13 protein-coding genes are annotated in these 12024 nt (G+C 69.2%); 8 read left to right on the top strand and 5 right to left on the bottom strand.

Annotation, left to right across the window (positions count from 1 at the left end; genetic code table 11):
* Positions 1-1434 carry an MFS transporter gene (locus DW307_RS03960; protein WP_136024025.1) on the top strand — a complete coding sequence of 478 codons (1434 nt, stop codon included), beginning with the start codon at positions 1-3 and terminating at the stop codon, positions 1432-1434.
* Between the two features lie 40 nt (positions 1435-1474).
* Here DW307_RS03960 and DW307_RS03955 read toward each other — a convergent pair whose 3' ends face one another.
* Positions 1475-2140, bottom strand: a complete 666-nt coding sequence (locus tag DW307_RS03955) for a type 1 glutamine amidotransferase domain-containing protein (RefSeq protein WP_136024023.1) — start codon at positions 2138-2140, stop codon at positions 1475-1477.
* 95 nt (positions 2141-2235) lie between these two features.
* On the opposite strand from DW307_RS03955, the gene DW307_RS03950 reads away from it, so the two are divergent.
* Positions 2236-3129, top strand: a complete 894-nt coding sequence (locus DW307_RS03950) for a LysR family transcriptional regulator (RefSeq protein WP_029267758.1) — start codon at positions 2236-2238, stop codon at positions 3127-3129.
* A gap of 24 nt (positions 3130-3153) precedes the next feature.
* On the opposite strand, the gene DW307_RS03945 is transcribed toward DW307_RS03950, so the two are convergent.
* Entirely contained in the window at positions 3154-3738 is a 585-nt protein-coding gene (locus tag DW307_RS03945; RefSeq protein WP_031207567.1) for an antibiotic biosynthesis monooxygenase, read from the bottom strand.
* 417 nt (positions 3739-4155) lie between these two features.
* Between DW307_RS03945 and DW307_RS03940 the strand changes: the two genes are divergently transcribed.
* From DW307_RS03940 to DW307_RS03925, 4 genes are read left to right on the top strand one after another with little or no spacing between them, the layout of a single operon-like run.
* Complete coding sequence (locus tag DW307_RS03940) at positions 4156-5658, top strand: CoA-acylating methylmalonate-semialdehyde dehydrogenase (RefSeq protein WP_029259510.1); 1503 nt, start codon at positions 4156-4158, stop codon at positions 5656-5658.
* 28 nt (positions 5659-5686) lie between these two features.
* Entirely contained in the window at positions 5687-6892 is a 1206-nt protein-coding gene (locus DW307_RS03935) for an acyl-CoA dehydrogenase family protein (protein WP_029259511.1), read from the top strand.
* Positions 6889-7794 (top strand): 3-hydroxyisobutyrate dehydrogenase, encoded by a 906-nt coding sequence (mmsB, locus tag DW307_RS03930; protein ID WP_029259512.1) that lies wholly within the window; start codon positions 6889-6891, stop codon positions 7792-7794. The genes DW307_RS03935 and mmsB overlap by 4 nt, the downstream gene beginning before the upstream one ends.
* Positions 7795-7822: 28 nt before the next feature.
* Positions 7823-8599 (top strand): enoyl-CoA hydratase-related protein, encoded by a 777-nt coding sequence (locus tag DW307_RS03925; RefSeq protein ID WP_029267752.1) that lies wholly within the window; start codon positions 7823-7825, stop codon positions 8597-8599.
* 84 nt (positions 8600-8683) lie between these two features.
* Here the strand turns inward: DW307_RS03925 and DW307_RS03920 are convergent, their stop codons facing one another.
* Genes DW307_RS03920 through DW307_RS03910 form a run of 3 tightly spaced genes read right to left on the bottom strand, consistent with a single transcriptional unit; the run spans position 8684 to position 10132 of the window.
* On the bottom strand, positions 8684-9127 hold the full coding sequence (locus DW307_RS03920; RefSeq protein WP_021200337.1) for a YdeI/OmpD-associated family protein: 444 nt from the start codon (positions 9125-9127) through the stop codon (positions 8684-8686).
* Complete coding sequence (locus DW307_RS03915; RefSeq protein ID WP_029259515.1) at positions 9124-9594, bottom strand: SRPBCC family protein; 471 nt, start codon at positions 9592-9594, stop codon at positions 9124-9126. Before DW307_RS03915 ends, DW307_RS03920 begins: the two co-directional genes overlap by 4 nt.
* A gap of 1 nt (position 9595) precedes the next feature.
* Positions 9596-10132 (bottom strand): MarR family winged helix-turn-helix transcriptional regulator, encoded by a 537-nt coding sequence (locus DW307_RS03910; RefSeq protein WP_136024021.1) that lies wholly within the window; start codon positions 10130-10132, stop codon positions 9596-9598.
* Positions 10133-10272: 140 nt separating this feature from the next.
* Here DW307_RS03910 and DW307_RS03905 point away from each other — a divergent pair, with 140 nt between their 5' ends.
* Together DW307_RS03905 and DW307_RS03900 are read left to right on the top strand one after the other, a co-directional pair.
* Positions 10273-11049: an electron transfer flavoprotein subunit beta/FixA family protein gene (locus tag DW307_RS03905; protein WP_021200340.1), complete on the top strand. Its 777-nt coding sequence runs from the start codon at positions 10273-10275 to the stop codon at positions 11047-11049.
* Position 11050: 1 nt separating this feature from the next.
* Positions 11051-12022, top strand: coding sequence for an electron transfer flavoprotein subunit alpha/FixB family protein (locus DW307_RS03900; RefSeq protein ID WP_029259517.1), 972 nt, complete (start codon positions 11051-11053; stop codon positions 12020-12022).
* Positions 12023-12024 lie beyond the last annotated feature (2 nt).

Here is a 12024-nt window from a genome sequence, read left to right as displayed (position 1 = left end):
ATGGACCGGCTGCCCTGGTCTCGATTCCACTGGCTGATCGTCGTGGGACTCGGATTCTCGTGGATCCTCGACGGCCTCGAAGTGCAGATCGTCGCCGCCAACGGCTACGCCGCCACCCTCGGGATGGGACCGGCCGAGGTGGGACTCGCCGGTACGTGCTACCTGCTCGGGCAGGTGTTCGGAGCGCTCTTCTTCGGACGCCTCACCGATCGCCTCGGACGCAAGAAGCTGTTCCTCGTCTCGCTCGCGGTGTACCTCGTCGGATCCGCCGTCGCCGGACTCGCCTTCGCGCCCTGGTTCTTCTACATCTGGCGGTTCGTCGCGGGTGCCGGCATCGGCGGCGAGTATGCGGCGATCAACTCGGCGATCGACGAGATCATCCCGGCGAAGTACCGGGGCCGCGTCGACATCGCGATCAACGGCACCTATTGGGGCGGCGCGGCGCTCGGCGCCGTGGCGAACGTGTTCTTCCTGAACACCGACATCCTCCCTGAGGACATCGGCTGGCGACTCAGCTTCTTCCTCGGTCCGGTTCTCGGGATTCTGCTCATCTGGATGCGCCGACACATCCCGGAGAGCCCGAGATGGCAGATGACCCACGGGCGCGAGGAAGCGGCGGAGCGCAATGTCGACGAGATCGAGGAGCGCATCCGCAAGGAGGGGAAGACGATCCCGCCGGTCGACGAGAGCAAGGCGATCACGGTCAAGGAGTACGGCCGTGTCCCGTTCCTCGTCATCGCGAAGGTGCTGTTCCGCAAATACCCGCGGCGCACCCTGGTGGGCATCACGATGATGGTGACGCAGTCGTTCCTGTACAACGCGATCTTCTTCACGTATGCGCTGGTGCTCGAGAACTTCTACGACACCCCGCCGGCGTCGGCATCGCAGTACTTCATCGTGTTCGCGGTCGGAAACCTCGCCGGTGCGCTCATCCTCGGGCACTTCTTCGACACCTGGGGCCGCCGACGGATGCTGTTCGGCACGTACATGCTGGCCGGCCTCATCCTTCTCGTGAGCGCCTTCCTGTTCAACGCCGGAGTGCTCAACGCCGCGACGCACACGGCATTCTGGTGCGCCTCGTTCTTCTTCGCCTCGGCCGGCGCCTCCGCGGCCTACCTGACGGTCAGCGAGATCTTCCCGCTGGAGCTCCGGAGCCAGGTCATCTCGTACATCTTCTCGATCGGGCAGCTGGTCGGAGCGATCGCGCCGGTGCTCTACGGCGCCCTGATCGGTCAGAGCGCCGAGAGCGGGGACCGGGGCCCGCTGTTCTGGGGCTACGTGCTCGGCGCGGCGATCATGATGTTCGGCGGCATCGTCTGCGGGATCTTCGGGGTCAGCGCCGCGGGGAAGTCGCTGGAAGACATCGCGGATCCGCTCTCGCTGGTGGAGTCCGGAGGGAAGGCGAAGACGAGCGGCAGGGAATCGGGGGCCTGAGCAGAACCGGCGCCGCGATGAGCGCGGCGCCGGCGACGGCTCAGGAGAGCGCCGCGATGAGCGCGCGGGCGGCGGATGCCGATGACTGCGGGTTCTGACCGGTGATGAGCAGGCCGTCGATCACGGTGTTGTCGCTCCACGGGGCGGCGATGTCGAGCTCGCCGCCCCGTGCCCGCAGTTCGCTCTCGAGCAGGAAGGGTGCGCGGTCGGCGAGGCCGCCGATGCGCTCCTCCTCATCGGTGAACCCGGTGATGCGGCGTCCGGCCACGACCGATTCTCCGGCTGCGGTGCGGGCAGGAAGCAGGGCGGCCAGTCCGTGGCAGACGGCCGCGAGCGGGCGGCCGGCGGCGAGCGTCGCCGTGATCAGCGCGGCCGAGTCCTCGTCGACCGCGAGGTCCTGCATCGGACCGTGCCCGCCGGGGTAGTAGACGGCGTCGTAGTCCGCGGGGTCGACGTCGGCCAGGATCAGCGGGGCGGTGAGCTGATGGATCGCGGCGATCGCTTCGGCGTCGCCCTCGGAGAGGCTGGACGCATCGGCGACGGGGGCGACGCCGCCCGGCGTCGCGAACGACACCGAGTGACCCGCGTCGCGCAGCGCGCGATAGGGAGTGAGCAGCTCCTCGGCCCAGTAACCGGTCGGGTGCGCGGTGCCGTCGGTGAGGGTCCAGGTGCGGGCGGCGGTGACGACGAAGAGAACAGAGGACATGCGTGCTCCAGAGGGGTCGGACGGCAGACGCCGTGCAGGATGCGATATCGAGGACAACGGACAGCTCTCGCCTCCGATTCCGATAGATTTCCGATATGAGTGATCGGAATGGCGATGGGTTGCGTGACCTCGCGCTGTGGCGCACCTTCCTCGCCGCGCACCGCTCCGGGTCGGTGTCGGCGGCGGCGCGCACGCTGGGAGTCGCCCAGTCCTCGGTGACGACGCAGCTGCAGGCTCTGGAGCGGAGCATCGGGGAGCCTCTCTTCGTCCGTCACGCGCGGGGGATCCTCCCGACCCCTCGCGCCGATGACCTGGCTGCGCGCCTGTCCGGTCCGCTCGACGCGCTCGCCCTCGCCCTCGGAAGCCCGTCGCCGACCGAGGCGCCCCCGATGCGAATCGGCGGCGCAGCGGAGTTCGTCGAGCGGGTGCTGATGCCCGCGCTGGCGTCGATGATCGCGGAGGGACAACGGATCACGGTCGCCGCGGGGCTCGCGGAAGACCTGCTCGATCAGCTCCGTGCCGGAAGCCTCGACCTCGTGATCTCCGCCGTCCGACCGAAGGGCCGCGCCCTTCCTTCTGCGGCCCTCGTCGATGAGGACTTCGTGCTCGTCGCGGCCCCTTCCCTCGGTCTCGCTCCTTCGTCCGCGCTCGCACCGGGCGACCTCGACACCGTCCCCCTTCTCGCCTACGCCCACGACGTACCGATCCTGCGGCGGTACTGGCGGCATGCGTTCGGCATTCGACTCGAGCGCGAGCCCGCGCTGATCGTGTCCGACCTCCGGGCGCTCGCCGCCGCAGCCGTCGCCGGAGCGGGAATCACGGTGCTGCCGACCTATCTGATCGCCGAGGAGCTCGCCGACGGTCGGCTGGTCGTGCTGCGCGAGACCGACGATCCGCCGATCAACACCCTCTACCTGGTGCGCCGGCCAGGTCCGCTCACGGCTGCGGTGGCCGAGATCGATCGGGCGCTGCGGGCATCCGTCGCGTGACGGATGCGGAAGAGGTGCGGCGCCTCAGCGGGTGAGCCAGCTCCGCAGCGAACGGGTCACGAACGGCAGCACCCAGTAGGCCATGATCGGCGTGAGCACGAGAGTGGTGACGAGCACGCGCAGCCAGATCGGCAGCTCGTTCCAGCCCGGCACAGGGCTCATCGCGTAGGTGAAGGCCAGGTTCACGGGGAAGAAACCGAGCCAGATCGAGGTGGCCTGCTTCCAGCGCGGCGGAGCGGGCGCGACCGTGACGGTCTCGGTGCTGCCGTCGGACGCGGGGAGCGTGATCGTCCCGGTCGTCGGCTCGTCGAACCACCCCTCGATTCCGGTGCGACGCTTGGAGCGCTCGCTGCGCACGAAGCCCTCGCCCATCGACAACCACCATGCCCGCTCGGCCGACTGCTCCCAGGCGGTGAGCGAATCCTCGCTCGCGAAGCGGTAGAGCATGTGCCAGACCTGCGAGTCCTCGCCGGCGCGCACCCAGCCCGAGCCGAGGAAGCCCGGATACTTCGTCGCGAGGTTCACCCCCGTCTGCACCCAGGCGGTCGCCTCGACGATGCGCTCGGGGTCGACTTCGCGGCGGATGGACACGGTGAGGGGTTCGGACATGGTGCGGTCCTCGGGGGAACGGGCGTCCGGGGTGAGAACGCCGAAGCGGATGCGCCAGGGGTGGCAGCGCACCGTCGATTCTAATTCGGATGCGGCGTGGCCCAGGCCGTCGCCGCCTGAACGAGGAGGACCCCCGCCGACCCGATTCGGCGGGGGTCTCGCGGCGTGGGAGCCGCGACGGGAGCGAGAGCGCTCACCGTGCGCGCGGTAGACGTGACACCCGATCCGGTCTGAGTCTCTGTCCGCGCACCTGCAGTTGTACCCGGGCGAGATGACGCGGTGGTGAACGAGACGCGAACAACCTCGATCACGAGTCGAGCGGCGGGCGCGGGGCGATACAAGGATGTCCTAGTAAATGTCCGGTACTCCGAGTAAACTCCCCAATGTGCCAACGACGGCACGGAGGGATGTCACACAATGACTCGTACTATCCCGCACTTCGTGGGCGGATCGCTTCTCACTCCCGACTCGGGTCGCTTCGCCGACGTGTTCGATCCGAGCACCGGAGCGGTGCAGGCCCGTGTGCCCCTGGCCTCGGCCGACGAGGTGCGTCGCGTTATCGCGAACGCCGAAGAGGCGCAGGTCGCATGGGCGGCGACCAATCCGCAGAAGCGCGCTCGTGTGCTGTTGCGGTTCCTCGACCTGGTGCAGCAGGAGATGACGTCGCTGGCCGAGCTGCTCGCGAGCGAGCACGGCAAGACGGTCGACGACGCGAAGGGCGACATCCAGCGGGGTCTCGAGGTCATCGAATTCTCCGCCGGCGCTCCGCACCTGCTCAAGGGCGAGTACTCCACCGGCGCCGGAACCGGCATCGACGTCTATTCGATGCGCCAGCCGCTCGGGGTCGTCGCCGCGATCACCCCCTTCAACTTCCCCGCGATGATCCCGCTGTGGAAGGCGGGGCCCGCTCTCGCCGCCGGCAATGCGGTGGTGCTCAAGCCCAGCGAGCGCGATCCCTCGGTGCCGGTGCGCATCGCCGAGCTGTTCCTCGAGGCGGGCCTCCCTGCCGGCGTCCTCAACGTGGTCCACGGCGACAAGGAGGCCGTCGACACCCTGCTCACGGACGACCGCATCCGCGCGGTCGGCTTCGTCGGTTCGACCCCGATCGCCGAGTACATCTACGCGACGGCCGCGGCCCACGGCAAGCGGGCGCAGTGCTTCGGCGGAGCGAAGAACCACATGATCGTGATGCCCGATGCCGATCTCGACCAGGCCGTCGACGCACTGATCGGCTCCGGCTACGGCTCGGCGGGTGAGCGCTGCATGGCCATCTCGGTCGCGGTGCCGGTGGGGCAGGAGACGGCGGACGCCCTCGCGGCCAAGCTCACCGAACGTGTCGCCCAGCTCCGGGTCGGCCCCTCTCTCGCACCCGACGTCGACTACGGGCCCCTGGTCACGCGAGCCGCCGTCGAACGGGTCGAAGGCTACATCCAGCAGGGGGTCGACGAGGGGGCGACGCTCCTCGCCGACGGCCGGGGCTTCACGGTCGACGGGCACGAGGAGGGCTTCTACCTCGGCCCGACCCTGTTCGACCACGTCACCACCGACATGGCGATCTACCGCGAGGAGATCTTCGGCCCTGTCCTGGTGATCGCCCGCGCCGCCGACTACGAGGAGGCGCTGCGGATGGCCTCGGAGCACGAGTACGGCAACGGCGTCGCGATCTTCACGCGCGACGGTGACGCCGCCCGCGACTTCGCGGCCCGTGTCGAGGTCGGGATGGTCGGCGTGAACGTGCCGATCCCGGTCCCGATCGCGTACTACACGTTCGGCGGCTGGAAGCGCAGCGGATTCGGCGACCTCAACCAGCACGGAACCGACGCCTTCCGGTTCTACACGAAGACCAAGACGGTGACGAGCCGGTGGCCCGCGGCAGGCATCCGCGATGGAGCCAGCTTCGTCATCCCGACCATGCACTAGCCCCGGACACCTCCCACAAGGAATCACGATGACCATGACCACCGTCACCACCACCGCCGAGGAGCGCGAGGCGATCATCGGCGCCGTCCGCGAGTTCGCCGAGACCGAGCTCGCCCCCTATGCCGCCGAGCGCGATGAGAAGCACCTGTTCCCGAGGGAGTCGCTGAACCGTGCCGGCGAGCTCGGCCTCGGCGGCATCTACGTCGACGAGGAGTTCGGTGGCAGCGGCCTCAGCCGCCTCGACACCGTGGCGATCTTCGAGGAGCTCGCGAAGGGCGACCCCGCCGTCGCGGCCTACATCTCCATCCACAACATGGTGGTCTGGATGATCGACACCTACGGCGACGACACACAGCGCGGCGAATGGCTGCCGAAGCTCACCGCCATGTCCGAGTTCGGCGGCTACTGCCTCACCGAGCCGGGCGCGGGGTCGGATGCCGCGAACATCGCGACCAGCGCGGTGCGCGACGGCGACCATTTCGTGCTCACCGGGGTGAAGCAGTTCATCTCCGGAGCCGGGGAGGCCGCCGTCTACGTCGTGATGGCGCGCACGGGGGAGCCGGGAGCACGCGGCATCAGCGCGTTCCTCGTCCCGGGCGATTCCGAAGCGCTGAGCTTCGGCGCACCGGAGAAGAAGATGGGCTGGCACGCTCAGCCCACCCGTCAGGTGATCCTCGACGGTGTCCGGGTTCCGGCATCCGCCATGCTCGGTGATGAGGGCCGCGGCTTCGCGATCGCGATGTCGGCGCTCAACGGCGGACGGCTCAACATCGCCGCCTGCTCGCTGGGCGGCGCGCAGTGGGCGCTCGACAAGGCCGTGCAGTACGTGCACGAGCGGATGGCGTTCGGAGAGCCGCTGGCCGAGAAGCAGTCGATCCTGTTCGCGATCGCCGACATGCGCACCGACCTGCACGCCGCACGCCTCATGGTGCGTGACGGCGCGCAGGCGGTCGACGAGCACGCTCCCGATGCGACGATGCGCTGCGCCATGGCCAAGCGCTTCGCGACCGATGCCGGGTTCGACGTCGCCAACCGCGCCCTCCAGCTGCACGGCGGCTACGGCTACCTGCAGGACTACGGGATCGAGAAGGTGGTCCGCGATCTGCGCGTGCACCAGATCCTGGAAGGGACGAACGAGATCATGCGACTGATCGTCGGACGCGAGATGCTGCGACCTGCGGGTTCCGCGTCGGTCCAGCGCAGCGGCGGGGATCAGACGCGGAGCGCATCATGAACGCCTCCTCGTCGAAGGCGGTCGTCGCGTTCCTCGGGCTGGGCCACATGGGGCTGCCGATGGCGAAGAACCTCGTCGAAGCCGGTCACGAGGTGCACGGCTTCGACCTCGTCCCCGCCGCCGTCGAGGCGGCGCGGGTGGCCGGCATCCGCGTGGCCCCGAGCGGCGCGGACGCGGTGTCCGAGGCCGACGTCGTCATCACGATGTTCCCCGCCGGAAAGCACGTCATCGAGGCCTATCGCACGGAACTGCTGGCGGCGGCCCGACCCGGCACCCTCTTCATCGAATCCTCCACGATCGCCGTCGACGAAGCGCGCGCTGCACACGCTCTCGCGCTCGCCGCCGGTCACCGCAACGTCGATGCTCCGGTGTCGGGCGGCGTGGTCGGTGCGGAGAACGGCACGCTCGCGTTCATGGTCGGCGGCTCGGACGAGGACTTCGCCGCGGCGTTGCCGCTGCTCGAGATCATGGGAAAGCGCATCGTGCACTGCGGCGGTCCCGGACTCGGACAGGCGGCCAAGGTCTGCAACAACATGGTGCTCGCGGTCTCGCAGATCGCGGTCGCCGAAGCGTTCGTGCTGGGGGAGCGGCTCGGACTCGAGCATCAGGCGCTCTTCGACGTCGTCTCGCAGGCCTCGGGCCAGTGCTGGTCGATCACCACGAACTGCCCCGTGCCGGGTCCGGTGCCCACGAGCCCGGCCAATCGCGACTACCAGCCGGGCTTCGCCGGCGCGCTGATGGCCAAGGATCTCGGGCTCGCGTTGCAGGCGATCGAGCAGACCTCGACCGATGCGCGCATGGGCCGGCTCGCCCAGGAGATCTACGCCGTCTTCGCGGCCGGCGACGGCGCGACGCGAGACTTCTCCGGCATCATCACCGACATCCGCGACGACCGCGTGTGATGATCGGTACTTCGACGGAGAGGGCGACATGACCGAGTACGAGACGATCCTGGTCGAGCAGCGCGGACGGGTGGGGTGGATCACCCTGAACCGCCCGGAAGCGCTGAACGCGTTGAACAGTCGGCTCGCGGAGGAGGTCACCGCAGCGGCGCTCGCCTTCGATGCGGACGAGGGCGTCGGTGCGATCGTCGTCACCGGCTCCGAGAAGGCCTTCGCCGCCGGTGCAGACATCAAGGAGATGGAGGGCATGTCCGCGGCGCAGATGCTGGAGACCGATCACTTCGGTGTCTGGCACGACTTCGCGGCCGTGCGCACACCCGTGATCGCCGCGGTCTCCGGCTTCGCCCTGGGCGGGGGATGCGAGCTGGCGATGATGTGCGACATCATCCTCGCGGCCGACAACGCCAAGTTCGGGCAGCCCGAGATCAACCTCGGAGTGATCCCCGGCATGGGCGGTACGCAGCGCCTGATCCGTGCGGTCGGATACTACAAGGCGGCCGAGTTGGTGCTGTCCGGGCGCTTCATGGGCGCAGAGGAGGCGGAGCGTTCCGGGCTCGTGTCGCGCGTGGTGCCGGCATCCGATCTCCTCGCCGAGGCGACGAAGCTCGCCGACACGATCGCTTCCAAGTCGTTGCCGTCGGTGTACGCCGCGAAGGCCGCGCTCGATACCGCGATGGAGACGACCCTCGCCGAGGGGCTGGCTCACGAGAAGCAGGCGTTCGCCGCGCTGTTCGACACCGCGGACCAGAAGGAGGGCATGTCGGCCTTCCGGGAGAAGCGGGCACCCGACTTCCAGAACCGCTGAGTGCGTGATGAGACGAGTGCCTGATGAGACGAGTGCCTGACGAGACGAGTGCCTGACGAGATGTCTGCCGGAATCGGGGAGCAGTCAGCCGCGGAGCGCGTCGACGATCTTCGTGATGCGACGTTCGCGAGTCGCCTCCTGCTTCGCTTCGGCCACGCTCCTCGCGTGCTCTTTGCGTGCGGTGTACGACAGGGCGTCGAAGGCGGTGCGCAGCGCGGGGTCGGCGTCCAGGGCCGCGGCGAGCTCGGCCGGAACGTCGACCGTGCGCTCGGCGGAGTCCACCCGGATCACGGCGTCGATCTCCTGGTCGATCTCGAGTCCGAGGTCGGCGCGCACGGCCTTGCTGAAACCGATCATGTTCTCGCTGCCCATCCGCGCCAGACGCAGGCGGGCGGTGCGTCCGCCGATCGTGACGGCGACCGGGAACGCCTTGCCGGCGCCGAGAGAGGCCACCTGCTCGTCGCTGAGGAGGATCGCCGCAGCGGGGCCGCGGCCGGTGAGGACGGTGTGCAGGCGCAGTTCGCTCATGCCGAAAGGGTACGCCCGGGCTCCTCGAATTCCGCGGCGAGAATCGCGTTGCGCTCCATGATGAGGCGGCGCATGTACCCGCCGAGGAACATCGCGTCGACGATTCGGCCGAGCGGGCCGAACGGCGAGCGGAAGGTCACGGTGTCGTGCATGAGCGTGCCGGCCGGATGCTCCTCGAAACGGTGCTCGTGCAGGAATGCCGCGAACGGACCGGAGATCTGCCGATCCGAGAACGCGTGGGGAGGATCGATGTCGAAGACGATCGAGCGCAGGCGGAAGGGGATGCCGAAGTGGCGTGCCCGCCAGGTCGCGGTGGTCCCCTCGGTGAACACGCCGCCTGCCGGCGCCTCGACCATGGTCTCACCGAACCGGGCCATGCTCTTCACGTGCAGTGCCGGGTCGAGCGATGCGGCGAACACCTCGGCAGGAGGCGCGCTGATGATCGTCTCGAGCGCGAACCGGGGCATGTCAGAGGGCTTCGGGCTGCGGGCGCGGATCGGCGAAGTCGCCGGCGTCCTTGCGCAGCCGGGCGACGATCGCGACGAGCTCGGCGGCGTCGTCGCGGCTCAGACCGGGCTCGGCGAACACGTCGGCGTTGAGAGCCTGTGTGGCGCGCTCGACCAGTTCCCGGCCGGACTCCGTCAGCACGAGCAGCGCAGCGCGTCCGTCATGGGGGTGCGGTTCACGCGCGACCAGACCGTCGCGCACCAGGCGCTCCGCCGTGCTCGTCACGGTGGTCGGGTGCACCTGGAGGCGGGCGACCACGCTCGACAGGGGCAGGCTGCCGGCGCGGCTGAAAGCCAGCAGACGCAGCACCTCGTAGCGGGCGAAGCTCAGAGCGAAGGGCTTCAGGGTCGCGTCGACACGGGCGAGCAGCAGCTGCTGGGCCCGCATGACCGAAGTGACCAGGGCCATGCCGTCCGCGGCATCCGTCCAGCCGTGCGCGAGCCACTGCCGCTTCGCCTCGGCGAGCGGATCGATGGGGAGCGGACGGGGTCGGGCCATTTCTCTACGGTAGTGGCGCGAGCGCGGGGGGCGGCGACGGCGCGCGACGCATCCGCTGTGGACATCCATGAGTCTCAGTCGCAGGTGAGCTGGAACTCAGTATCGCGGTCTAGAATTGCAGCAGTCGTGAGGAGCAATCGATGAAGATCTTCGTCCTGGTCAAAGAGGTGCCGGACACCTATGGCGATCGCAAGCTGAATCTCGAGACCGGCCTCGCCGATCGTGCGGCGGGTGACGTGGTCCTCGACGAGATCACGGAGCGGGCGCTCGAAGTGGCGCTCAGCTACGCCGACAAGAACGACGGCACCGAGGTGGTGGCGGTCTCGATGGCTCCTGAGGGCTCGACCGCGTCCGTGCGCCGGGCGCTCGCGATCGGTGCGGGCTCGGCCGTGCACATCGCCGACGAGCAGCTCGTCGGCGCCGACCTCGGTCTCACCGCCGAGGTCCTCGCCGCCGCGATCCGCCGCGGCGCCCCCGACCTCGTGATCACGGGCAACCTGTCGACCGACGGTTCCGGCGGCGTCATTCCCGCGATGTTGGCCGAACACCTTGGATTCGCGCAGGCCACCGCGCTCACGTCGGTCGAGATCACCGCCGACGGCGTCTCGGGCGTCCGTGGCTCGGATGCCGGCAGCCAGCCGGTCTCGGCGCCGCTGCCCGCCGTGATCTCGATCACCGAGGCGCTTCCCGACGCGCGGTTCCCCAACTTCAAGGGCATCATGGCGGCCAAGAAGAAGCCGCTCGAGGTGCTCGCGCTCGCAGACCTCGACGTTTCGGCGGATCCGTCCGTCGCTCCGCGCACCATCATGACCACTGTGTCGGAGAAGCCCCCGCGGGCGGCCGGCGTGAAGATCACCGATGAGGGTGACGCGGCCGACAAGCTCGTCGACTACCTCGTGCAGAACAGGCTGGTGTGAGATGACATCCTCCGAGAACCCGATCCTCGTCCTCGTCGACGTCGACCCCTCCGGCTACGTCGCGAGCAGCACGGCGGCGCTCATCGGCGCGGCTTCGACGATCGGCACGCCGGTCGCGCTGATCGTGGGCGGCAGTCCGGCCGCGGTGGATCAGGCCGCCGCGGCGGGTGCATCGGTGGTGCTGACCGCCGACGGTGAGCCGACGGCATTGACCGTGCCGATCGTGGACGCCCTGCAGGCGGCCGCCGCCCAGGTGCGCCCCGACGCCGTGCTGATCTCGAACTCGATCTCCGGACGCGACGTGGCCGGACGATTCGCGGTGCGCACGAAGAGCGCACTGTCGGTCGACGCGGTCGGAGTGTCGCGCGATGACGAGGGTGTCGTCGCCCACCACTCGGTCTACGGCGGGGCCTACCTCGTCGATTCGGCACCCACGTTCGGCACTCCGGTGATCACGGTGCGCCAGGGCGCGGTGGACGCGCGCGCCGAGGCCGTGCCGTCGCACTCGGTCGAGGTGCTCGACGTCACCCCGTCCGGTGCGGTCGCGGCGACGGCCGGTCCGGTCGAGGCGGTCGAGGTCGCCTCGTCCCGTCCCGACCTGCGCGGAGCCACGCGTGTGGTCTCCGGCGGTCGAGGTCTCGCCTCGAAGGAGAAGTTCGTGCTCGTCGAAGAGCTCGCCGATGCGCTCGGTGCCGCGGTGGGTGCCTCCAGGGCCGCCGTCGACGCGGGGTACATCCCGCAGTCGCATCAGGTCGGCCAGACCGGTGTCTCGGTGTCGCCGCAGCTGTATGTCGCCCTCGGCATATCCGGCGCCATCCAGCATCGTGCCGGCATGCAGACGTCGAAGAACATCGTCGCGATCAACAAGGACCCCGAGGCACCGATCTTCGACGTGGCGGACTTCGGGATCGTCGGCGACGTGTTCGCGGTGGTGCCGCAGGTGATCGCCGCCCTCGAGGCGCGGAAGAAGTAGCC

Origin of the sequence: Microbacterium sp. K27, assembly GCF_004794435.1 — a bacterium.
GTDB lineage: Bacteria > Actinomycetota > Actinomycetes > Actinomycetales > Microbacteriaceae > Microbacterium > Microbacterium maritypicum_A.
The sequence above is the reverse complement of the archived record's forward strand: the minus strand, read 5'-3'. Positions and strand labels throughout refer to the sequence as shown.

What these genes read in the sequence shown, in the direction of transcription:
- DW307_RS03915 (WP_029259515.1), bottom strand. Translation starts at nt 9,594, where the DNA reads ATGCCCCGGTTCGCGCTCGAGACGATCATCAGCGCGCCTCCTGCCGAG.
- DW307_RS03955 (WP_136024023.1), bottom strand. Translation starts at nt 2,140, where the DNA reads ATGTCCTCTGTTCTCTTCGTCGTCACCGCCGCCCGCACCTGGACCCTC.
- DW307_RS03935 (WP_029259511.1), top strand. Translation starts at nt 5,687, where the DNA reads ATGACCATGACCACCGTCACCACCACCGCCGAGGAGCGCGAGGCGATC.
- DW307_RS03910 (WP_136024021.1), bottom strand. Translation starts at nt 10,132, where the DNA reads ATGGCCCGACCCCGTCCGCTCCCCATCGATCCGCTCGCCGAGGCGAAG.
- DW307_RS03950 (WP_029267758.1), top strand. Translation starts at nt 2,236, where the DNA reads ATGAGTGATCGGAATGGCGATGGGTTGCGTGACCTCGCGCTGTGGCGC.
- DW307_RS03905 (WP_021200340.1), top strand. Translation starts at nt 10,273, where the DNA reads ATGAAGATCTTCGTCCTGGTCAAAGAGGTGCCGGACACCTATGGCGAT.
- DW307_RS03945 (WP_031207567.1), bottom strand. Translation starts at nt 3,738, where the DNA reads ATGTCCGAACCCCTCACCGTGTCCATCCGCCGCGAAGTCGACCCCGAG.
- DW307_RS03940 (WP_029259510.1), top strand. Translation starts at nt 4,156, where the DNA reads ATGACTCGTACTATCCCGCACTTCGTGGGCGGATCGCTTCTCACTCCC.
- DW307_RS03900 (WP_029259517.1), top strand. Translation starts at nt 11,051, where the DNA reads ATGACATCCTCCGAGAACCCGATCCTCGTCCTCGTCGACGTCGACCCC.
- DW307_RS03925 (WP_029267752.1), top strand. Translation starts at nt 7,823, where the DNA reads ATGACCGAGTACGAGACGATCCTGGTCGAGCAGCGCGGACGGGTGGGG.
- mmsB (WP_029259512.1), top strand. Translation starts at nt 6,889, where the DNA reads ATGAACGCCTCCTCGTCGAAGGCGGTCGTCGCGTTCCTCGGGCTGGGC.
- DW307_RS03920 (WP_021200337.1), bottom strand. Translation starts at nt 9,127, where the DNA reads ATGAGCGAACTGCGCCTGCACACCGTCCTCACCGGCCGCGGCCCCGCT.
- DW307_RS03960 (WP_136024025.1), top strand. Translation starts at nt 1, where the DNA reads ATGGACCGGCTGCCCTGGTCTCGATTCCACTGGCTGATCGTCGTGGGA.